This is a genomic window from Klebsiella sp. JN_Kp126 (genome assembly GCF_033843325.1).
Lineage (GTDB): Bacteria > Pseudomonadota > Gammaproteobacteria > Enterobacterales > Enterobacteriaceae > Klebsiella > Klebsiella michiganensis.
Window position 1 is genome coordinate 54,998 of record NZ_JAWXQV010000088.1, and the last position, 22,088, is coordinate 77,085.

Annotated in this window: 23 protein-coding genes; 18 read left to right on the forward strand and 5 right to left on the reverse strand. The window is 53.9% G+C overall.

Annotated features, from left to right (window positions below):
- Positions 1–19: 19 nt before the first annotated feature.
- Positions 20–898 carry a LysR family transcriptional regulator gene (locus SIK97_RS23215; protein WP_025106299.1) on the forward strand — a complete coding sequence of 293 codons (879 nt, stop codon included), beginning with the start codon at positions 20–22 and terminating at the stop codon, positions 896–898.
- A 72-nt stretch (positions 899–970) separates the two neighbouring features.
- On the opposite strand, the gene SIK97_RS23220 is transcribed toward SIK97_RS23215, so the two are convergent.
- The gene (locus SIK97_RS23220) at positions 971–1,201 is read right to left on the reverse strand and encodes a tautomerase family protein (protein ID WP_057173821.1); all 231 of its coding nucleotides are present in this window, start codon (positions 1,199–1,201) and stop codon (positions 971–973) included.
- Between the two features lie 61 nt (positions 1,202–1,262).
- Here SIK97_RS23220 and SIK97_RS23225 point away from each other — a divergent pair, with 61 nt between their 5' ends.
- From SIK97_RS23225 to map, 3 genes are all read left to right on the forward strand, one after another.
- Positions 1,263–1,730 carry a winged helix-turn-helix transcriptional regulator gene (locus SIK97_RS23225; RefSeq protein ID WP_004120213.1) on the forward strand — a complete coding sequence of 156 codons (468 nt, stop codon included), beginning with the start codon at positions 1,263–1,265 and terminating at the stop codon, positions 1,728–1,730.
- A 113-nt stretch (positions 1,731–1,843) separates the two neighbouring features.
- Positions 1,844–2,062: a ParD-like family protein gene (locus SIK97_RS23230; RefSeq protein WP_004102160.1), complete on the forward strand. Its 219-nt coding sequence runs from the start codon at positions 1,844–1,846 to the stop codon at positions 2,060–2,062.
- Positions 2,043–2,822 carry a type I methionyl aminopeptidase gene (gene map, locus SIK97_RS23235; RefSeq protein ID WP_057173822.1) on the forward strand — a complete coding sequence of 260 codons (780 nt, stop codon included), beginning with the start codon at positions 2,043–2,045 and terminating at the stop codon, positions 2,820–2,822. Before SIK97_RS23230 ends, map begins: the two co-directional genes overlap by 20 nt.
- A 56-nt stretch (positions 2,823–2,878) precedes the next feature.
- Here map and SIK97_RS23240 read toward each other — a convergent pair whose 3' ends face one another.
- Entirely contained in the window at positions 2,879–4,201 is a 1,323-nt protein-coding gene (locus SIK97_RS23240) for an NAD(P)/FAD-dependent oxidoreductase (protein ID WP_057173823.1), read from the reverse strand.
- Positions 4,202–5,095: 894 nt separating this feature from the next.
- Here SIK97_RS23240 and SIK97_RS23245 point away from each other — a divergent pair.
- The 14 genes from SIK97_RS23245 (at position 5,096) to SIK97_RS23310 (ending at position 17,196) form a co-directional block, all read left to right on the forward strand.
- Complete coding sequence (locus tag SIK97_RS23245; RefSeq protein ID WP_057173824.1) at positions 5,096–5,641, forward strand: fimbrial protein; 546 nt, start codon at positions 5,096–5,098, stop codon at positions 5,639–5,641.
- Between the two features lie 67 nt (positions 5,642–5,708).
- The gene (locus SIK97_RS23250; protein WP_057173825.1) at positions 5,709–6,242 is read left to right on the forward strand and encodes a fimbrial protein; all 534 of its coding nucleotides are present in this window, start codon (positions 5,709–5,711) and stop codon (positions 6,240–6,242) included.
- Between the two features lie 104 nt (positions 6,243–6,346).
- Complete coding sequence (locus SIK97_RS23255; protein ID WP_057173826.1) at positions 6,347–8,848, forward strand: fimbria/pilus outer membrane usher protein; 2,502 nt, start codon at positions 6,347–6,349, stop codon at positions 8,846–8,848.
- Positions 8,849–8,867: 19 nt separating this feature from the next.
- Positions 8,868–9,602 (forward strand): molecular chaperone, encoded by a 735-nt coding sequence (locus SIK97_RS23260; protein WP_057173827.1) that lies wholly within the window; start codon positions 8,868–8,870, stop codon positions 9,600–9,602.
- 32 nt (positions 9,603–9,634) lie between these two features.
- Entirely contained in the window at positions 9,635–10,228 is a 594-nt protein-coding gene (locus SIK97_RS23265) for a fimbrial protein (RefSeq protein WP_046877956.1), read from the forward strand.
- Positions 10,228–10,755: a fimbrial protein gene (locus SIK97_RS23270; RefSeq protein ID WP_048252253.1), complete on the forward strand. Its 528-nt coding sequence runs from the start codon at positions 10,228–10,230 to the stop codon at positions 10,753–10,755. The genes SIK97_RS23265 and SIK97_RS23270 overlap by 1 nt, the downstream gene beginning before the upstream one ends.
- A gap of 184 nt (positions 10,756–10,939) precedes the next feature.
- A complete protein-coding gene (locus SIK97_RS23275; protein ID WP_048252252.1) occupies positions 10,940–11,329 on the forward strand; it encodes a hypothetical protein in 390 nt (129 codons plus the stop codon).
- Positions 11,330–11,361: 32 nt separating this feature from the next.
- Complete coding sequence (locus SIK97_RS23280) at positions 11,362–12,684, forward strand: FKBP-type peptidyl-prolyl cis-trans isomerase N-terminal domain-containing protein (protein ID WP_228304625.1); 1,323 nt, start codon at positions 11,362–11,364, stop codon at positions 12,682–12,684.
- A 136-nt stretch (positions 12,685–12,820) separates the two neighbouring features.
- Entirely contained in the window at positions 12,821–13,795 is a 975-nt protein-coding gene (locus tag SIK97_RS23285; protein ID WP_025106310.1) for a LuxR C-terminal-related transcriptional regulator, read from the forward strand.
- A 209-nt stretch (positions 13,796–14,004) separates the two neighbouring features.
- Positions 14,005–14,760 (forward strand): molecular chaperone, encoded by a 756-nt coding sequence (locus SIK97_RS23290; RefSeq protein WP_046877952.1) that lies wholly within the window; start codon positions 14,005–14,007, stop codon positions 14,758–14,760.
- 1 nt (position 14,761) lies between these two features.
- A complete protein-coding gene (locus SIK97_RS23295) occupies positions 14,762–15,289 on the forward strand; it encodes a fimbrial protein (protein WP_047723934.1) in 528 nt (175 codons plus the stop codon).
- Between the two features lie 20 nt (positions 15,290–15,309).
- Positions 15,310–15,795: a fimbrial protein gene (locus SIK97_RS23300; RefSeq protein ID WP_025106313.1), complete on the forward strand. Its 486-nt coding sequence runs from the start codon at positions 15,310–15,312 to the stop codon at positions 15,793–15,795.
- 18 nt (positions 15,796–15,813) lie between these two features.
- Entirely contained in the window at positions 15,814–16,314 is a 501-nt protein-coding gene (locus SIK97_RS23305; RefSeq protein WP_047725068.1) for a fimbrial protein, read from the forward strand.
- 27 nt (positions 16,315–16,341) lie between these two features.
- Positions 16,342–17,196 (forward strand): hypothetical protein, encoded by an 855-nt coding sequence (locus tag SIK97_RS23310; protein WP_047723933.1) that lies wholly within the window; start codon positions 16,342–16,344, stop codon positions 17,194–17,196.
- A gap of 59 nt (positions 17,197–17,255) precedes the next feature.
- Here SIK97_RS23310 and ttrA read toward each other — a convergent pair whose 3' ends face one another.
- Genes ttrA through ttrB form a run of 3 tightly spaced genes read right to left on the reverse strand, consistent with a single transcriptional unit; the run spans position 17,256 to position 22,065 of the window.
- On the reverse strand, positions 17,256–20,321 hold the full coding sequence (gene ttrA, locus SIK97_RS23315; protein WP_057173829.1) for a tetrathionate reductase subunit TtrA: 3,066 nt from the start codon (positions 20,319–20,321) through the stop codon (positions 17,256–17,258).
- On the reverse strand, positions 20,314–21,336 hold the full coding sequence (gene ttrC / locus SIK97_RS23320) for a tetrathionate reductase subunit TtrC (protein ID WP_047723931.1): 1,023 nt from the start codon (positions 21,334–21,336) through the stop codon (positions 20,314–20,316). Before ttrC ends, ttrA begins: the two co-directional genes overlap by 8 nt.
- Positions 21,337–22,065, reverse strand: coding sequence for a tetrathionate reductase subunit TtrB (ttrB, locus tag SIK97_RS23325; protein WP_032694970.1), 729 nt, complete (start codon positions 22,063–22,065; stop codon positions 21,337–21,339). It abuts the gene before it with no gap.
- Positions 22,066–22,088 lie beyond the last annotated feature (23 nt).

Sequence of the window (22,088 nt, forward strand, 5' to 3'; positions counted from 1 at the left end):
CAACTGAATGGAGGGCCGTATGCCGAGCCTGATATATTCTTTTGCCCAGCTGGAGGCCTTCACCGCCGTGGTTGAGTGCAAAAGCCTGGCGAAAGCGGCGCGCCAGCTGGGCAAGGACCGGACGACGCTGCGCGATTTAATTGAGTTCCTCGAAGATGGCCTGGGGTATGCGCTGTTCCTGCGCGAAGGGCGAAGCCTGCGCCTGACGCCGGAAGGTGAGCAGCTGCAGCGGCAGGCGCACCTGCTGATGCGCCAGGTGAAAGCGTTTGAAGCGTTTGCCAGGGCGGTGCCGAACAGCGCCACGCAGGACATGACCCTGGTCTACGATCCCTTTACCCCCAGAACGCTGCTGCAGGGGCTGATTAGCGCTATGGCCCAGCGCAACGTTCGTCTGAGTCTGATAAACGCGTCGCGCGACGAGGCGGAAAAGCTGCTGGCGAGCGGGCAGGCCGACCTGGGGATCTGCCAGGCGCGCCATCGTAGCGTGGGAGACGCTATGGAGTGGCGCGCCTTAGGGGCAATCGAGATGGATTTTTACGCCGCCGAAGCGCTTTTTCCCGGCGCTAAACAACCGCTATCCCTGCTGGAACTTTCGCTGGCGCCGCAGGTGATTATGCACCCGGATACTGACGAGCCCGTGGCCCGCCGTCTGCAAATTTCAGGACATACCATCTTCACCAACGACCTGGAGATGCTGCGCGGCCTGCTTGAACAGGGCTGCGGCTGGGGATTCTTGCCGACGCACATGAATGCGGCGCGCTGGAAAAACGTCACAACCTTGCGCACCGAAGTCGGCAATCAGGGGATCGGCCAAACGATGGTCACTATCTGGAAGCCAGGCAACGACAGGCGGGCGCTGGTAGCTGACACGCTGGACTTGTTGCCGGCATTGTGGTGAAAGCCGGGCCTCGCTGCTGGCATTTCGGCGACAGGGCGAGGCGTAAATCGATAAATACGCTACCTTGCAGAGCTATTGAGCAGACGAAAATTTTGCCGCGATCGCTTCAGCCGTGGGCTGTATGCCGCCCAGACTCCACTGTTCCGGCTCATGCTCATCAATGCGAACCCAGACTGAACGACGGAACTCGGGATCGCCTTTCCCTTCAATTTCGACAATCAGATCGGTCATGCGGCGTAAGAGCTCTTTTTTTTGCTCCGGATTCATCATTCCTTTAATGGTTTGTACATTGACGAAGGGCATTGTATTCTCCTTAGTAATCTAGGTCTAAAATTCATACTCAGATTAGGGGGCGAAAACGAACATGTCAAAAAATAATTCAGTTCCGTACCTGTTACCGGAGCTTTGCGGACTTTCTGCGGCAGCGGAAATCCTGGGAGATCAATGGGTTTTGTTGATTTTAAGAGAGGCTTTATACGGCGTGACCCGCTTTGAAACGATCCGCTCGCATACAAAAATGCCTAAACAGACGCTGGCAAACCGGTTAAAGAAAATGACGGAACTGGGTTTACTGAGCAAAACGCCCTATCAGGAAGAAGGGGCGCGCGAACGTTATGAGTACATCCTTACGCCAAAAAGCCGCAGCCTGGCGCCGATCCTGTTTTCCCTGATGGCGTGGGGGCATAAAAATATCCTGCATGATGAACCTCATATTGCGCTGATAGATAAAGAGAGCGGAGATTTCGTCCACAATGCATTTGTGACGACGAAGGGCACCGTTGTTGAACCTCGGAACATCCAGATAGTGGCTGTGAACGTTAACCAGCCTTAGCGCAGGTGATAAAAACCGCAACCCCGTTTTCTGCTTTCTGACGGCAAACGTTGTCAGCTTGATCGCGGTGGCGTAATATACGAAACATATATAAAACGTTACGGTACGTATAAATGGGCATTGTAAAAATTTCCGACCTGCTGCACGACGATATTCGTGACGCCAGTAAGGCGATGTCGCGTTCGGTCAACGCCCAGGCGGAGTACTGGATCCGTCTGGGTATGATGAGCGAACTCTATCCCGAACTTAACCATCAGCAAATCAAGCTGATGATGCTCAAGTCCGGCTCTGACCGGTTGCTGGAGGTGATCAATGCTATCAATTCCCATTAAGACCGCGGACGAACTGGCCAGACAGCGCCGCGCAGGTGAGCTGTTGGCTTCGGTTTTCGACATGCTGGATACCTTTATTCAGCCCGGGCTCTCCACCATGGCCATCAACAACCGGGTGGAGGATTTTATCGTCAACGATCTGCATTCCCGCCCCGCCAGCAAAGGGCAGTATGATTTCCCCTACGTGCTGAATACGTCGATTAATGAAGTGGTTTGTCACGGTATGCCAAAGGAGAGCGAACATCTGAAATCCGGCATGATTGTGAACGTGGATATTACGCTGGAAAAAGAGGGGCTGATTGCCGATTCCAGCAAAATGTACCTGATTGGCGACGTTTCGCCGCTGGCCCGTCGGCTGGTGCAGAAAACCTACGAAGCGATGTGGAAAGGGATCAAGGTTGTCAGGCCGGGCGCGACGCTGGGCGATATCGGCCATGCGATCCAGACTTATGTCGAAAGTAACGGTTATAGCGTGGTCAGAGAGTATTGCGGCCACGGCGTCGGGAGAGAGATGCATGAAGATCCCCAGGTTCTGCACTATGGCGCGCCGGGGACCGGGGCCGTGCTTAAAGAGGGGATGGTATTTACCATTGAACCGATGGTGAATCAGGGCGACAGCCGAATTAAAACCAAAAAAGATGGCTGGACGGTGGTCACCCGCGATAAAAAGCTGTCCGCGCAGTGGGAGCATACCGTTGCGGTTACAGCCGATGGATTTGAAGTCCTGACCCTGCGTAAAGGGGAAACCATCCCTGACTAACCGACCAACAGGTTTCAGCTATGCTGCTGAAACCTGTGTGTCCCCCTCCCGGGAGACTACATGGCCGTTTCTTTACGGCCCATATAGCGCTCTTTCAATAACGCCCCGGCTACGCCGACATCCAGGAATGGGGATGGCGGCATAAAGTTTGCCTGGCCGAGCGACTGCATGGCGGCGATCAGCGGGTTGTCTTGCCCCATCGCCAGATCGGCAAGAAGCGTCCCGGCGATGGTTTGTTTGGATACCCCGGCTCCGTTACAGCCTCCGGCTGTCCATACCTTCGGCGCAAGCTCTCCCCAGACCGGCGCGCCGTTGCGGGTCACGCTGATAGTCCCGGACCAGGTTCGCTCCAGCGGCACATCCTGCAGCTGCGGATAGGCCGTGTGGAACAGCGCCAGATGCTGGCGCGCGGCGCTGGCGGTCTGTCCGGCAGTAATTACTCCCCGCAATGCCGGATCGACATGCTGGCGGACCAGAAAACGATGATCGTGGGTATAGCGTAGCGTGGCGCCGGCGATCGCATTGACCGGCGTTAATCCCCAGCTTTCCATTGCCGGCAGACGCTGGCGCTGTTCAGGGGTGAGCGGGGCGGTAATGCTGGCGTAGGTCGCCATTGACGCCTGGCGGCTCACGGTGGGCGAGAGTTCGCGGGAGAGCGCGTTGGTCGCCAGCATCGCCTGGTCGGCGCGGATCGTGCCCTGCAGCGTCGTCACCCTGACGCCGCCGTTTTCCTGGCGCATAGCCAGCGCCGGGGTTTGATGGTAAACCGTGACGTTTTCCGGCAGATGACGCGCGAGGCCCGCAATCAGTTTCGCCGGGTTCACCAGAATACAGCCGGGGGTGTAAATTCCTTTGCTGTAGAGGCGGGTTCCCAGCTTCTGGTACAGCGCTTCGCCGTCCAGCAGGCTGTAAGGCTCCTGCATCAGCTGCAGGTTATCCACATACTCCTGCATAATGGCTTCGCTGGACGGATCTATCTGGCAGTGGTATTTCCCGACGTTTTCCCATTCGCAGGCAATCTGGTGCTCGGTCACCGTTTCATCGAGCAGGCGGATCCCCTCCTGGAGCAGGGCGCGGTAATCCTGCGCTTTTTTCAGCTCGGCGGTAGAGCTGCCGATATTGTGCGGCAGGCCGATGATAAAGCCGGAATTTCGCGCCGAGGAGCTGGTCGCGGCGCATTCGGCGTCGATGAGCACGATGTTCAGCTGCGGATTGAGGTTGGCTAGCCTGCGGGCAAAGCTTACGCCGGCATAGCCGGAGCCGATAATCACCCAGTCAGCTTTAATGTCGCCGCTCAGCGAGGGCTGTCGATAAAGATCTTCTTCATTAAGCGGCCATCCCACCTGATTTTGATTGAAAGGCACTGATGCAAATCTCACGGTTAATCTCCCTGTGGAAAAAACACCTGCAGAGCAGGTGTGAATGGGGTTGCCGCTCTCCGCGTTTTTGGTCTGGAGTGTGAGTCGGCAAGCGCCAGGGCAGCGTCTGAAGAATCATCACGCTGAATGATAATCACCTGGACAACAATTCAGCAGAATAACAAGGAACAGGCAAAATAACACCTCTTGATGTAGGGGTATGCGGTTTTCTCTGGCCTGCGATATCACCCTGACGATTCACTACGGCAGCGAGTCGGCTACCTGGTTATTCCTTTCCTCTAACCCTGCAAGATACCGCATAAGATATTGCTGTGGATCATGATCGCATGACCAACATCTCTATAAGGTTATTTCTTCCGTAGAGGGAATTTTGACCAACTGGTAAAATATAGCCTCTCCGCGCTCCTCTCTATAAAGAAATCCTGCCCTTTCATAGGATTTTTCAGCTTTTAAACTTCGCTTCCTACAATATGTATTAGGAATTTTCTTACGGATGAGTCCTAATATTTCACAAGCGCATCGATCTTTTGCAATTTCATGAAATACATGGTTTTATTAATTTCGTAATGTTATCGATGAAATTTTTTTTTAAGTTGTGCATATGTTTTTATAAATTATTGGTAATATTTTTACATACATTGTCGTATTAAACTGCTTTTGCGAGATTTTATCCTGCAAATTATTTTTTAATGAAATTATTAGCTCGTAATGACCAATATGGTAGATGCATATGTTCAATTGCAAGCTTTTTCAAGTTAGTATGATTTCGCTGTCAGGAATACACATAACTCAAGAGGATGTAGCGGTGTTTTGTCAGCATAAATATGCGTTATTATCTTCTGGTGTTATTTTCAGGATGGTTATCCAGTAACTTTTAATATAACGGAATGTATTATGAAAATTAGCAAAATTGCATCTGCTGTTGTTCTCACTATGGGTGTCGCCTCTTTCGCAGCTCAGGCCGATCAGGGAAGCGGCAAGGTGACTTTCTGGGGTTCCATTATTGATGCACCATGCTCAATCAAAAATGGTTACGGCGATCAGCGTATTGAACTGGGTCAGATTTCCAATACTCATTTAGATAACGGCGGTATTTCCACTCCTCGTCCGTTCGACATTGAGCTGGAAAACTGTTCTTTTGAGACGGATTCCAACGGCGACCAGCTGTTTAACACCGTTAAAGTGACCTTTGCTGGCGGTAATGTTCCGGGAGATATGAGCATGCTGGCAATTTCCGGTCAGGCTGCGGGAGCTGGCGTACGTATTGAAGATGGTTCTGGTCAACCCGTGAAATTATTGGTACCGACTAGCGGCCGCGGCCTGGGTATTGGCAACAATACTCTAAGCTTTAGTGCTTACCTTGAAAAAATCTCTACCGTTACCAACGTCACTCCGGGTGATTTTGAAGCGGTGACCAACTTTACCCTGGCTTATGAATAAGGTGAGTCCTGTTCTCATGTAGCTTTATTCGGGCTGCGTTTGCAGCCCGATATTCAGGAGCACAGTAATGGTAAAAATATCGCGTTTTCTGATCTTGAGTGGGTTATTAAGCATATCACCCTTGTCTCTGGCAGCCGATCAGGGGCGGGGTCTGGTTACGATGAATGGTCAAATTCAGGAGTCGGCCTGTTCTATTCATACCAACGATGCCTGGCAGGAAATACCATTCGGCGTGATTTCGTATAACGATCTCAATCAGGAAGGCAAGGCGGTCATCAAACCCTTCTCAGTACGACTGGTGAATTGCTCACTGGAACGGAGCAGCGGTGGCTTATGGCAAAGCGTAAATATCACCTTTAGCGGGGAAACCGAGGTATTTCGCCCGGATATTTTTAAAGTCAATGGCGAGGCCCAGGGGCTTGGGCTGCGTATTCACAATCAGGCTGGCGATGTGGCTCGCGATGGAATACCGATGCCAGCCGTAATGATACAAAATGAAAACAATGAGTTACGTTACTTATTATCGTTAGTACGCGGCGGAAAAACGTTGTCAGAAGGCGACTGGTACGGAATTATTCGTTTCATGGTGACCTATCAGTAACGGAAAATATGAATGATAAAAATAGATGAAAGACTCATCTAAATTATTTCCGGAATTGACATCTCCCACCGGTGAATTCTACCAGGAAAAATGGATTTTAAAAAATGAAAAAAAGCAGACCACCAGCTTTTTACCTGCGACGACTGGGTATTTACATTGCTATTGCCATTTTGGGTTCTACATCACCGGTAGTGGCGGTAGAGTTTAATATTGATATTCTGGACTCAGAAGACCGGGAAAATATCGATTTGTCGCGCTTTTCCCGCGCTGGTTATATCATGCCCGGAAGCTACACGCTCAGCATGCGCTTAAATGAGCACGGTATTTCTGACCAGGAAATCTCTTTTATTGAAAGATCCCGTGGCGATGAAGTGGTTGTTGAAACCTGTCTGACGCCTGCGCAGGTAGAGCTTCTCGGTCTGCGGGAAGACGCGCTTAAAATGGTAAAGTGGCTCGATGAAGGGCGTTGCGCTGATTTTTCCGCTCTTGAAGGCGTCGTCCTGCGCGGCGATCTGTCAGAATCCTCCCTGCAAATCGCGGTCCCCCAGGCCTGGCTGGAATATCAGGATGCTTCGTGGCTGCCTGTTTCCCGCTGGGAAGAAGGTATTCCCGGGATGTTGGTTGACTATAACCTGAATACCAATGTCACCTTGCCGCGTCAGGGTAATCAGAGCCAAAGCGCCAGCATCAGCGGTACGACGGGTGTCAATTTGGGCCCCTGGCGTCTGCGGGGGGATTATCAGGGAAGCTATTACAATACAACCGGCCGCTCGGATAAAAATTCACGTAATTTTGACTGGAGTCGTTTCTACGCCTATCGCGCATTACCTGGAATGATGTCAAAACTCACCGTCGGTGAAGACTACCTCTCTTCCGACCTCTTTGACTCATGGCGCTATACCGGTTTGTCGCTGGCGAGCGATGAAAGCCAGCTGCCGCCTAAGCTTCGGGGCTACGCGCCTGAAGTATCCGGTATTGCCCGTACCAATGCCAAAGTAACGGTCAGCCAACAGGGCAGAGTCATCTACGAAACGACGGTTGCCGCTGGCCCGTTTCGTATTCAGGAACTCAACAGCGCGCTGACCGGACGCCTGGATGTGCGGGTTGAAGAGCAGGATGGATCCGTACAGACATTCGCGGTTGAAACGGCTCAGGTCCCTTATCTGACGCGTCCCGGCCAGCTGCGCTATAAAATGACCACCGGTCGCCCGCGCGATTATAACCACAGCACCCAGGGGCCATACTTTGCTACAGGCGAACTCTCATGGGGTCTTACTAATGCGTGGTCGCTGTACGGCGGCGGCATCATTTCTCAGGATTACAACAGTCTGGCGTTGGGCGCAGGTCGTGATATGAACGCCTTCGGGACACTTTCTGCTGACGTGACTCATGCCAGCGCGCGTTTCCCGGATGATAAAAACAGGCAAGGGCGATCCTGGCGCCTGAGCTACTCCAAACGTTTTGATGAAATCAATAGTGAAGTGACGTTTGCCGGCTACCGTTTTTCTGAGCGCAACTATCTCACCATGGGTGAATATCTGGATATGCGCTATCGGGAAGGCTACGTCGGGAACAGCAAAGAGCTTTATACCCTCCAGGCGACCAAAAATTTCGCAGACCTGCGCCTGTCGACGCACATCAACTGGTCGCATCAGACTTACTGGAACCGCCCGGCAACCGATCGCTACAGCGTGTCGCTGAATAAATATTTTGACCTCGGCGACTGGCGGCATCTGTCGTTGTCCCTCAACGCCGCCCGCAGTGAATTTAACGGGCGTAAGGACGACAGCGCCTATATCGCACTGACGATGCCGTTTGGATCGGGAACCGTTGGCTATAACGGCAGCATGAGCCGCGACCGCTATACACAAAATGCCAGCTGGAGCCAAAGGCTGGATAACAACGACTATTACAGCATCAACGCCGGCAACAGCGTCGGCGGTGGGGAAGGAACTCGCAGCCAGATGAGCGGCTACTACTCGCACCTGGGCAATATGGCGGATGTCACCACCAACTTTAACTGGGCGCAAAGCCAGTACTCCTCGTTTGGTATTTCCGCCAGCGGCGGTATGACCGCGACCGCTGAAGGCGTGGCGCTGCACCCTGGTGGGGTACAGGGTGGGACTCGTCTGATGGTCAGTACTGATGGGGTAAGCGGTGTTCCGGTGGGCTTTCAGGGCCATACCAATGCTTTTGGCATCGCGGTAATCCCTGGGGTGCCAAATTACTATCGAACCCGCGCTGAGATTGACGTTAATCGTCTGCCAGACGATGTCGAGTCTGGCGGAACGCCGGTTGTTGAACTCGCCCTGACTGAAGGGGCCATCGGGTTCCGTCGTTTTGATGTGCTGAAAGGCTCTAAGGTCGTGGCCATCCTCAGCCAGGAAGATGGGCGCCATCCGCCATTCGGCGCCACGGTACATAACGCAAAAGATCGCGAACTGGGGATGGTCAGCGACAGCGGACTGGCCTGGTTGACCGGCGTGAATCCGGATGAACGCTTAACCGTGCACTGGAGTGGTTCCGCTCAGTGTGAAGTCGTACTGCCACGGGTTATCCCTGCACAGCAGCTATTGCTGCCGTGCAAGCCGGTCACTCGCGGCTGAGAAAGTGAATGGTGATGTAATGAAAAGCAAAAAGATAGCGATGACGATAGTGCTGGCAAGCCTGGCGGCAGGTCTGGTTAACGAAGCCGGGGCAGCGATTGCGCTGGACAGAACGCGGGCGATTTTCCCCGGTTCGGAAAAGAGCATTTCCCTGAGTATTACTAACGACAGTACGTCAATGCCGTACCTGGCGCAGGGATGGATTGAGGATGAACACGGGAAAAAAATCAGCGGTCCTCTGGTGGTTGTTCCGCCGCTGCAGCGTCTTGAAGCGAAAGGGAAGAGCATGATGCGTATCAACGCCATGGCGGATGCCGCGATGTTACCTCAGGACAGAGAGAGCATTTTTTATTTCAACGTGCGCGAGGTGCCGCCAAAAAGCGAGCGACCCAACGTGATGCAGCTGGCGTTACACACCAAAATAAAATTGTTCTATCGCCCCAAAGCCATTCTGCCGGAGAAGTATAGCCGCTGGGATAACCAACTGGTGCTGCATAAAGTGAACGGCGGTTATCGGGTAGAAAACCCGACGCCCTATTACATGACGGTGATCGGGATTACCGCTGCGCCGAAAGTGGCGGTGGCCAGCGGATTTCAAACGGTGATGGTACCGCCGAAGTCCACCTCGATGGTCAATAGCGCGCACTATACCGTGCCGCATGTCACCACGATTAACGACTTCGGCGGTAAGCCAACCCTGCGGTTTAGCTGCAGCGGTAACATCTGCCAGGCTGCGGATACCCCGGCAAGCTGATGGACGCCGAAGCTGAACACAGGAGAAGCCTGATGAAACAAGGATTTGGTCATACCACCCTCATGTTGTGGCTTTTGATGGCTGGAGTCGTTTCCGCGGCGAGCGCCGCTAACTGGGATACCGATGGCCTGAATGGCGGTATTCGCGCAAGCGGAACGCTTGTTGCGTCACCGTGCGCGCTGCTGCCTGAGTCGGCAGAACAAGAGATCGATTTGGGCAGCACCGTTGCCTGGGGACTGGAACGGCCGGGTAGCGTTACGCCATCAGTACTGGTGTACATCAAATTAGATCGTTGCCCGGGAGAATACTCGTTTATGCGCGATCGCCAAATGATGCGCGGCGCCACGATGTTAAACGGACAGTCTGCGGTAAGACTGACTATCTATGGGGAAGCCGAACCGATGGATGACCGCTTTTTCCGGGTGCATGGTGGCGTAGAAGGGGTCGCGTTGCGCCTTAGCGACCGACAGGGAGAACTCTTACGACCCGCGATCCAGAGTCGACCGCAGATTCTCTATCCGGGACGCAACGATTTGGTGGTGCAGGCACAGCTATGGCGTCTTCCCGCGCCGCTGATGGCTAATGAATGGCGCAGCGTGGTGAATATCGGCCTGGAGTACGAATAATGAAAAAAAATATCGTGCGCGTACTCAGCCTGGCAAGCTTTCCTCTGATGCTTTCGCTGGCTGGGGTGTCGGTTACTCATGCCGATACTGACGTTCATTTCTCCGGGAATCTGATTGCCGACCCTTGTGAATTACACGTGGATTCGGAAGATCAGATTGTCGATTTTCGTAACGTGCCTTCTAAGACATTTATGAAATATCCCCGCAGCGAACGCGAGCGTTTTTCAATCTGGTTGACGGAGTGCGATCTGTCGCTGGGCGACACGGTGACCGTAACCTTTATGGGAACTGAGGATAGCGCTCAGCCAGGGCTATTCGCCGTCAGCGGAACGGCGAGTGGTATTGCCATTGCGCTGGAAGATGAGAACGGTACGCCGGTAAAACCCAATGTCCCTATGCGGCCGGCAGCATTGAAGGCGGGAGATACTTTTTTAAATTTTCAGGCCTTTATTTCCGCACCAGTACATCATCTGGTCAGAGAAGGAGATTTTGAATGCGTCACCACTTTTCTTCTGGAATATGATTAAAACCCGGGCTGATGAGTTATTACTGCTTTACGCAAAATGTCAGTTGGTTAACTTTTCTGGGCTGCTATTTATTCATGGATCAAATAACCATTTGAATGTTCTTTATAAGAATCTGCTTGCTTCCTGTTGCTTTATTTTCAGGAAAGAAGGCATTAATAAGTCATATACTGGAGTGCATTAAATAATGTTTAAATCAGGATGTATAGCAGCGATCATCGCAGGTACATTGTTAACGGGTTGCGTAGCAAAAAAAATTCCGTCACAGGTTACCCCAGCAATGGAGTCCGTGGAGCCTCCAACGACCTCCGAGGGGGATGTGGATATGGTTCAGTGCGAAAAAGAACTCCGGGCGCTGGAATCAATTAATCATATTCAACATGTCGATCTTAAATCACGTTTTGAGCGAGTGATGAGCGGCGCTTCAGGCTACACCAATGTAAGAAGTTCAGTTAATCCTGAAACGCGTAATGCCATTGATGCTTTGTATAAGTTTCAGGCGGTAAAATTATGCTCGGAGGTCCGCGCCGAAATGCTCAATAGCCTCGCCGTGAAGCCAACGGGTGAGAATATTTAATGGATCGTAGAGCAGGGAACGTTTTGGTCCTGATGATGGGTATCGTTTTGATTTCATCTTCACGGGCGGATGTGTTGAACTATGCTCGTGAATGGACGTCACGCAATGACGAAAATAAAGCCATTACATCCCCGTCTCAGCCACAAGCGGAGGAAGACAAATCTTCTGCGCCGCTTCAAAAATCTGCTGTACAGCGATCGCTGCCCGGTGAGAAATCTAAAGCTCCGCCTCCGGCGGCAACAAGAAAAAAAAGAGTACCACCGGCTGTTGCCGCCGATAAGCGAATGACATCACCTGCGATTACGCCTTCTAAACCGACGGATAAGCAGGCGCCAACGGTAGCGGAAGACCGGGACAAGTTAGTGGCTGGGGCCAGTAAGAATCCCTCTTTACCCGATCCCCAGATTTTAGGGCGCTGGTTTAAGGCATTAAGGCAACATGCGTCACTGAGTCCCGCAGAGATTGATTTACGCGAAAATTTCCAGCTATCGCGCAATGAGGTAGAGAGATTGAAGGCTCAACTCGCTTTGCGACACCGGGAAGTACAGCAGCAGTTCGTTGCCCTCCAGGCGGCTTCTGAACAGCTCGCCGCGGCAATGGAGAACAATGGCAAGCAACAACAGGAGCTCCAGGCGCTCACCGTGCGTGCCAATCAGCTGGAAGAGAAAAATGCGCAGTGGCAAGTAGTAACCAGAAAATTGCAATCGAGCCTTAAGCAAGCACAGCATCCCGCACTGCCGGCAACCGACGATGAACTGGCCGATTTTGCCGCCGGGATGGCGATGGGGTTTGACATTTTGGGCGTACTCGAACAGCGGAATGAACAAGATGTTCATGTTGATAAGGCGGCCTTTCTGGCCGGCATTAGCGAAACGATACGCGGCGAACGCCGGTTATCTCAGGAGGAATTTGAGCGCCATCTTAACCGCGCCAATCAGCGAGTCGAGGTTGCGATGCACAAGATCAAGCAGCAAAAGGAAGCGCGGGATAACGCATGGCTGGAGAAATTTCGCCAGGAGGAGGGCATACAAACTGCGGGTGAGCAGGCCTGGTATAAAGTCATCCATGCGGGTGAGCCGCTGTTCGAGGATGAGCACTCTGAAGCGGCGCTAACCATTTCGGTCAATCGCCGTCTGTCAGATGGTACCGTGATTGCGGACACCGATCTGACGGGTCTGGTATTACAGGAAAAGTTGTCCGATCTTCCTGAATGGCTTCAGATTGTGGTGAAGGATATTCGTCTTCATGGTGAAGCAGAGTTAGCCGTTAAGGTTGATGAGTATGGCGATCCTCGAAAATACGGGAATTATATTGAACATTGGCGCATCCGGGTAATTGAATTGCATGCAATGTAAATAATTTCAGTAAAAATTTACGTTACTTTTAAAATATAGCTCGCATGGCCGAGAGAGTGAGTGGGGCATCAATTGTATAATTATTTTAGTGTTTATTTATGTAGAGATATTAATTGTTCGGGAAAGAGGAGAAAATATGATGGATGACACCAGAGGTACCTATTTGCCGGTTTATGTGGCAACTGAGAATAATTATTTTTCTCAGGGGGTGGTCTTTCTCCTTGAGGAGTTATTTGAGGATGAGTTTAGCGGCAATATTACCGTATCCTTAGTCAAAAAATTGCAGGAAGCCGATCTCATTGTGCAAGTGCAATCTCCTGGGGAAAAAGCCTTTGACTGGGTCGATTGTCAACGATTTCGCGCCCACAATGACTATAAATTTAAGCTCCTCAAGAAAAAGTGGTTAAGCGTTTATCCACGTAGTGAACACTATGATAAAAACTTTCATTGCCCGGTTGTTAGTTCAGTTCTCGCGATGAGGAACTCAGTGGCGACCATCCGGCGCAAACTGTTCATGCTGTTTTTCGCCGATCTCATGTGCGGGCCTCCTGACTTACGTAAACCAAATTGTAATAAATGTCCTGGTCCCTACCAGTTGACATGGCGTGAACAGCTAATGCTAGGCTATTTGAGCCAGGGCTTAGGCCACGATGAAATTTCTCGCAAAATGGGCTGTAGTATTAAGGCGCTCAGTGGCTATCGACGCTCGATTATGCGGAAAGTCAATATCACCAGATACAGTGATTTCGTTTCGTGGCTGGGTACCAAATCGGTTTCTGATAAATATGCTGAGGTTGTTAATAATCACGAACGTGATGCGGATGAAGATCAGCTAATATGGAAAACCACGTTGTCCGGTGATATGGAGAGACAGCTCGATGATAAAGAGCGAGCTTTACAAAGTATAAAACGCTTGACCAAAAAACGGTTACGAAAAAGCGAACTGGATGATGAGGTATGGCTGACAACGCGAGAAATAGCCAATGAGATGGATATCAGTATCTACAGCATGCGTTATTTATTATGCCAGATGGAATCAAACGGTAAAGTGATCAGTATCAAAACCGGAAAAGGGAGAAGTCATACTCTCCGCTGGAAGCTGGCAAGTTAATTCTTGTCCAGGACAACTGTCTCGGCTAATAAGCAGGGGCGAAAATGAATATTAATAATGGGTGGGGTGCAAATTTAGGAATGTTCATCATGCCATTTCTGAAAATGGGTCTCCCCCTTAAAAACGCATATGTACAGATAGACATAAAATGTAAATTATCTGCTAGATGAAATAACTCTGGTCCTGTAAGTGATACGACAGGTGAAAGTATGAAACTTAAATTAACGTCTTTTCTGGGTATTCTACTGTTTACCGGAAGCCAGCATTCAGCTCAGGCTGCATTATCTGTGGAACGCTCCCGGGTTATTTTCAATGAAGGGGAGAAATCTGTCGGATTGAGCGTGAAAAATAATAATACGCAGGATCCCTATCTCGCCCAGGGGTGGATGGAAAACGAGAAAGAAGAAAAAATAAACGGCCCTCTGATGATTTTACCGCCCGTACAGCGTATTGAGCCCGACGGTAGAACGATGATCAGGGTACAGCAGGTTGCGGATGCCTCTTCACTGCCCAACGACAGAGAAAGCGTATTCTGGCTTAACTTACGCGAGATCCCGCCAAAATCCGACAAGCCTAACGTTCTGATGCTGGCTATGCAGACGCGAATGAAAGTGTTCTGGCGACCAAAGGGGATTAAGGTGGATCCCCTGCTTGATGCGGTGCCTGGCGTAGAAACGCTGACCCTCGCTCGTAAGGGGGACCGCTATGAGGTTAATAATCCGACACCGTACCATTTTTCATTTGTTGAAGCGCGTGACAGCCTGAACGGAAAAGCGCTGGACGATTTCGAGCCCGTGATGGTTTCTCCAAAAGATAAAGCGGCGCTGACGCTACCCACCTTGCGGTTGGGAAATAATCCGACGCTGATGTTTATTAATGATTATGGCAGCGCGCGATTATTACCGTTTACCTGCACCGGGACGCTGTGCCGGGCGGGAAAAGTGGCACTACCAAAGGAAGGCTGATATGACGCGCCAACACTCAATAACATCCCGAGCGTATCTGATGATGGCTGGAGCCTTACTGCTTTTTCCCGGCGGACAGGCAAAGGCCGCTGAAGGAGATACCACCACTATCACCGTCAACGGCACCCTGATCGATGGGCCGCAGTGCGTTATTGACAGTAACAACACCGTAGACGTGAAGTTTGGTGATGATCTGATTACTCGTCTGGTAGACGGAGTGAATTATAAGAAAGAGATTCAATATGGCCTTACCTGTACTGGCCTGAACAGTAATGCCCTCAAACTGACGATTCGAGGGTCTCTGGCGAGTTTTGGCAGCGGTCTTTTGTTGACCAGTAAAGGGGGCCTGGGCATACGCCTGTACAGCGGAAGTGCCGGCACCACGCTCATGACTCCCGGCAATTATGTCAACTTCAATGGCACAGCCAATAAACCCAGGCTGTGGGCCGTACCCGTGGCTCAGAATAACGCCACGCTTACCGCAGGTCCGTTTTTCGGCACAGGCACCATGGTCATTGACTACCAGTGACGCGAGAGGAGAGAGACATAGTGACCCCCATAAATCTGCGTGGCCTGGTGCTTCCCCTTACGTTGTGCTTTGGCACCAGCGCGCTGGCCGACGCAACGGTTAACTTTAGCGGCACCTTAATAGAAGCGCCTCCGTGCGTGGTACATAACAATAACGTTATCACCGTCAACTTTGGCAACGAGGTGATGACCACCCGTATCGACGGGACGCAATACCGGAAGCTGATTGATTTCGATTTAGATTGCTCCATGGCGGTATCGTCAAAACAGAAAGTGCGCATAACGGGGACAGCGGCAAGCTTTGACAGCACGGCGCTGGCGGGAGGTCAAAGCGGGCTGGGCATCGCCCTGTACAATGGTGATACCCGCCTTAACGTTGGCACCTGGCTAAATTTCACCGACCCCAATATCCCCAAGCTTTACGCCGCCCCCATCAAACAAAGCGGAGTGACTCTGAGCGGTGGGCCGTTCAGGGTCATGGCTTCGCTTGTCGTGGAGTATCAGTAAATGGCGCAGGGAAACAACATGATGAAATTGAGCGGATATGCCCCCTTGCTGTTGGTCGGCCTGATGATGACGTCATCTCTTCAGGCGGCAGACCCGGAAAACCTCGAGTTTATCGGCACTCTGGTGACGCCACCGGCTTGCTCAATAAGCGAAGGCGGCCCTGTGTATGTGGATTTCGGTGATGTCCGAATAAAAAAAATCGTAGAGGGAAAATACCGTGAAACCGTTCCACTAACCCTGAAATGTGAAGACAGCACCCTTGCATGGCAGCTGCGGCTTAGCGTACGCGGTAACGCGGCCGGGTTTGATGCCGACAATGCCACCGTGGTGACCCCTGAGCAGGCCAATCTTGGCGTGAAAATCTACCAGAACGGCCAGCCGTTTAAGCTGGACGAGGCCATCAACATCAATAGCGTGACGCTGCCGAGTATTGAAGCACTCCTTGTTCAGCGCAACGGGGTGGAGTTGGTGGAAGGATTATTTAGCGCCACCGCAACCCTGCGGGCCGAATACCAGTAACGCTATTTTATGCACAGGAGAGTGCAGGTGAAGAAAAAGCTATTTCAGGCAGCCTTAGCGGCAGCCATGATCGTGCCGGTTTCTGTACCCGTGTACGGTGAAAACTATCGGTGGAAAACGGTCACCGCAGTAAGGTTGGTCCCTTTCGGTACGGGTACTGAGTGGATTATCACCACAGGTGATATTACCGTGAGTTCAGGTAGCGTCAGCCTGGATACACCAGCGAACTTAGGCAGTAATGGCGGGCTTTTGGTTGCAAATGCGCTGACTGCGAATGGCGACTTTTGGGGGACAACCGATGTTGCCACGAGTTATCCTCAGCCCGGCGTCCCGTATAAGGGAACCTGGCGAGAGGTGCTTAACGCGAGCGTCGATAGCGTCAGAAATCAAATTTCCATCCGAAATTACAGTGTCGTAGGAGGCTCTTCCACCGTCTGCTTTGGATACACGCTTCGTGAAGTTAATGGTAACTTTAATTTTTCCGATCTTGTTTATCCGCCGGGTGCCGGCAGCGGTATAAACTGCATGACGGCGCCACCGCTAAACGAGTGGTGCGCCATGTCTGTGCCTCAGGTAACGCTAAGTTTCGGTACGCTAATGCTTGACCAGGCGGCGGGCAAAACGGCTGATAGTACGGTGGGCGTTTCCTGCACGTCTTCCTCGGTGAGCTATGTGTTAAAGCTACAAACAGGCAATACCTATATCCCGCTCAGCAACGGCATGCGTGCCAATCTGGGACTTGGGGCAGCTAACTCAGCGCCGGGTAATACCACCTACTCCGGCTCTCAGTCCTCGCTACGGTTAAGAGGAACGCTGGCTGGGACGCCAACCTCGACCGGCGCCTTCAACGGAACCGGCGTGATGATGGTGGTTTATAACTAATCATGGCCGCCTCGATACCGGTACGCTAAGGAGCACAACCCTGTACGTACCGAAGCGGTCTACACCCTCTCAATCCTTGCCGGCAGCCCCTGACGCACCGCCGCGCCGGAGACCCAGTCCAGCCAGGTATTGCTGACCTCGCGGGTTGGGTCGGCAAATCCCAAATCGTTAAGGTTAATGCCGGCTTTAATCTGCGCCGCGAACGGCATGGGCTCACCGTCGAGGGTGTGCCGCGCCGCGCCCATTTCGCGATGCCCGTAGCCGTGTTCAATCGCGATGACGCCGGGCATCACGCCACTTAACAGGCTAATGACGACTTCAGCCTGGCCGCCGGGGGTGGAAATTCGTACGCGGTCTCCGTGCGCCAGGCCGTAGCGCTGGCCGTCCAGCGGATTCAGCGCCACCAGATTGCTCGGCTTAAGGTGATGCAGGCGCGGGATCACCGTCGAGGCGCTGGCCATGGTATTGGATTTAAACGAGATCAGCTTCAGCGGCCACTGCTGTCGCGGGAAAAGCGCTTCGACAGCGCGTCCGTCGGACAATCTGGCCGGATACCATGCCGGGCAGCCGCTGTAGCGCTCGCCGGTGATGGCGTGGCGGTGGGCGGCAACCTCCGCGTTCCATATTTGCAGCGGTTTTTCCCACAATTGACCGACGCGATTCTCCGCGCGACCGCTTGTGTCCGGCGCGAAGCGCCCGCCGCGGGAGTAGACAAAGGCTACCCGGCTCACTTCGTCCGCTTTCAGGGTCTGGCTAATAACCGGCAGAATACGCTGCACGCCGGTCAGCGTCAGATCCTCGCTAATGGCTTCGGCAACCGGCGCGTTACCCATAAATGCAATGTTCGCGGCCATGCGCAGGTAATAGTCCTCAGCCCGGTGGAGTGGATAGCGGTTACCCTGAGCATCGGTAATGGCGTTTTCGCCAAATCCGGGCAGATTAAGACGCTTCGCCACCGCAATGCAAAATGCCTCCATTGACGCTGGCTCACCGTCAGCGGTTTTTGCGGTGGCGGCAGGGACGACCGGCCAGCGGGCGGTGGTGGCCTTACTGGCGACGCCGGCCCACGGCGCGCTGAATCCCCAGCTTTCGAAATTATGCGTATCCGGAACGATATAGTCGGCCAGGGCGGTAGTTTCATTCATAAAGGCGTCAATGGCGATAAACAGCGGCAGCCGCTGCGGATCCTTTAGCTTTTCTTCCGCAACCGCGCGTAGCCCGGGCACGCCGTACAGCGGGTTGGTCATATTGGAAATCCACGCTTTCAGCGGATAGGGGTAGCCTTCGAGCGCCGAGGTCAGCAGCTCGGTCAGCTGTCCGGCGACGAACGGATACCACGGGGCTCTGGCCGGGTAGGGGGAGACGCCCGCCGCCGCCTTGCTGCGATACTCTTCGGAGGATTCATACGCGGTTTTGCTGCGCGCGATGCTGAGCCCTTTCGGCTTCACTTTACCGGCAAAGCTCTCCAGGTTGTAACGCGGGCCGTCTGTCGCGCCGTTGAATTTGCCGCCGCCGACAAACACGCCGCCTTCCAGGCTGAGATTACCGATTAGCGTATTAAGCATCATGACCGCCCAGGCGCTGTAAAATCCGTTGCCGGCCATCATGCCGCCGTGGGTAATGACCGCGGCTTTACGACCATGACGGGTAAAGGCATCCGCCAGCGCCGCGATCTTATCTTCCGCGACGCCGCACTGCTGGCTGTACTGTGTCAGGGTGAGCTTTTCAGCGGACTCTTTCAGCAGCTGGAAGCCGCTTTTGACCGTCACGCTGCGCCCGTCCGGCAGGGTTAGCTGGCGCGTTACAAAGAGCGCGCCGCGCGGGCAGCCGCTGGCGGCGACAACGTCACCGCTTTCGTTAACCACCACCGGTTCGCTGGCTCCCTCCGCATTCAGGTGAGCAAGGGTTAAATGCTGTCCGGCCAGCTCCGGCTGGTCATCGGTGATGACCAGGTGTGTCGCATTGGTCCAGCTCTTTTCAGCGGCCTGCCGCATCGCCTGCGCGCCCGGTAGCGCCAGGTAATCGGCGTTGTAGCGCCGGTTTTCGATAATCCAGCGAATCATCGCCATTGCCAGCGCCGAATCGCTCCCGGGGATCACCGGCAGCCAGTGCCCGCGATCGTCTGCCATCACCGTGGTGAGCGGCAGCGCCGGCGCGACCACCACATACTGAAAGTCATTGCGCAGGCGGGCGCTGGCGAGCTGCCTGGCCTGGCGTTTAAAGGGGTTGCCTGACTGGGCGGGCGACGTTCCCATAAACAGGGCGAACTCAACGTTATCCCAGTCGGGCTTCACGTGCGGGTTTTTATCCAGATCGCCCATTAAGGCGCCAGAGCCCGCGCGATAGGCCAGCCCGCAGTAGGAGCCATGTGCGCCGAAGTTTTTACTGCCGAAGCTGTTCAGCGCAAAACGGCGTAAAAAGGTATCGCGCCCGTCGTCGCTGGTGTTGGTGACCAGTAGCTGGTTGGTTTTTGGGCCGAATCCCGGATACCGCGGGTCAACGGGGGCGATCGGATCGTGAATCGCGCGCAGACCATCAACGTGCCCCTCGCCAAACAGATCGCCGCCTTCCACCACCTCTTTCACCAGTTGTTCAAAACTGATGCGCTGCCATTTCCCTTCGCCGCGTTTACCCGCGCGCTTCATTGGCTCAAGGAGCCGCAGCGGGCTATAGAGTCCCTCGAGCAGCGTGGCGCCGCGCGCGCAGGCGGTAGAGCGGGCATCGAGCCCGCTTTCACCCGCCAGCTGCGCCATAGCGGTTGAAAAAGGAACGGAAGAGTCGAGGTGATGCTCATGAGAAAGCGGGTGGTAAGGGTTGCCGGCAATGCGCAGTACCTGGCCTTTCTCGCTATCCACCCGCACCCGAACGCCGCACTGCGTCCAGCAGCCAAAACATTGGGTCATCGAGATAACCTGCCGGGGATTTTGTTGCCAGCCGGTATTTGCATTGGCTTCCGGGATCAGCGCATTAGCGAAAATACGATCGCGGGTCACTTTACCGGAGGTACCGCTGAGCAGGCCGTCAAGGGCGCGCTTTGCCACCTCGCGATAGCTCAGGGCGAAAGACGCCAGACCGCCTGCGGCGAGGCCGACTTTGAGCCACTGACGACGGGTTAAATTAGCCATGTTGCCTTCTCCTTGCGAGTCCGTTCACGGTTTCACGGACAATAATGAGCAGCGCAATCCACAGGCCGAAGGTGCCAAGGATAGCGAGCCAGCCGTCGGTACCGACCGGCAGGGTATAGGGATTAAACTGGGCATTAAATTTGGGGATGGTTTGCCCCTGAATCAGCAGCGTCCAGCGCATCAGCCAGCTCAGCGCCATGGCGCTGACGGCCAGCAGGGCGCGAACGGGCAGCGTCAGCGGATAACGCAGGGCAAGCGCGCAAAAGATCAATGAAATAAGCCAGCATGCCAGCCAGCCGATCGCGTAATGACGAGCTGAAGGCGAAATGACCAGCCACTGACGAATAGCCGAGCCGGAAAGGGTATCACCGCTGACCCAGATCGCCACGATGACGGCCAGCAGCATAAGCGCCGAGAGCTGCCATATCGCCAACTGCCTTTGGCATTGAAAATCATTGCGTACCGCGACAATCAGCAGGGCGAAAAAGGTTTGCAGCGCGCTAAAGAACATCGCCAGCACAAAGGCGTAGCTGAACCAGACCGGGCGGGCCTGAACCACGGAGACTTCGCGTCCGGTGTAAAGCAGCAGCCCCGTCGCGGTAAGCGCGCTGGCCAGCGCCAGCCATTTTGTGACACTGTCACTTTTATTGCGCAGCAGACCTAACTGCCGTACCGCAAACCACAGGCCCAGAAAGAGGGTGAATAGCGGCAGAAACAGCGCCCCCCAGGGCATCCACGACCAGGGCGTGGGATAGGCGTAAAAGTTCCAGAAGCGGGCGGTTTGATGCAGGTCCGCCGTCAGCGCCAGCGGCGCGGTAATCGCGCAGGTCAGAGCAATCAGCAGCGTCAGCCGTTCCAGCTTCGCATCGTGTCTTTTGCGCCAGTGAAGCAGGCAGCCAAACAGCGCCGCGCAGGCGGCAATGCCGATGAAAAAGAAATACTGCACCGCCCACGGTAGCCAGCTCACCTCCTGCGGACGGGCCAGCACCTCCTCAATGATCATGGTTTGGCTCATTCAAACCTCCTGCCAGAGCGCGGGTTGTGCATGTCCCATCAGCGGGGTAACAAACGCCTCGTCCAGTCCGAGATAGAAAACGTGGGGGACGGTACCGTTTTCCGGCTTCAGCACCTTGATGGCGTCATGGTGCAGGGCGAGCGTCTGCGAGATACGGCTTTGACGGTCCTGGATATCGCCGACGATCCGCGCGCCGCCGACGCAGGACTCGACGCAGGCGGGGAGCAGCCCGGCTTCCAGGCGATGAACGCAGAAGGTGCACTTATCGGCGGTCTGTGTCTCATGGTTGATAAAACGCGCGTCATAGGGGCAGGCCTGGACGCAGTAGGCGCAGCCGACGCAGCGGGTGTTATCCACCACCACAATGCCATCCTGGCGCTGAAAGGTGGCCTGCACCGGGCAGACCGGCACGCAGGGCGGGTTATCACAATGGTTGCACAGCCGCGGTAGCAGGACGTTGGTGACCCGATCGCCCAACTGCACCTGATACTGATTGACGTGAGTACGAAACGCCCCCTGCGGCGTCTGATTTTCGATTGCGCAACTGACGGTGCAGGCCTGGCAGCCGATGCAGCGTCGCAGGTCAACCAGCATGGCATAGCGGTGGCGGGAGGCGCCTTCGCGGCGGGCCGGCGAAAAGGGAAATTTCGCCTCCGCCAGCGGCACCAGAGACGCGCCGGCGGTGAGAACGCCCAGCTGCGCCAGAAACTGTCGTTTACTGCTGTCCATATTTTTCCCTCGCGCAGCAATAA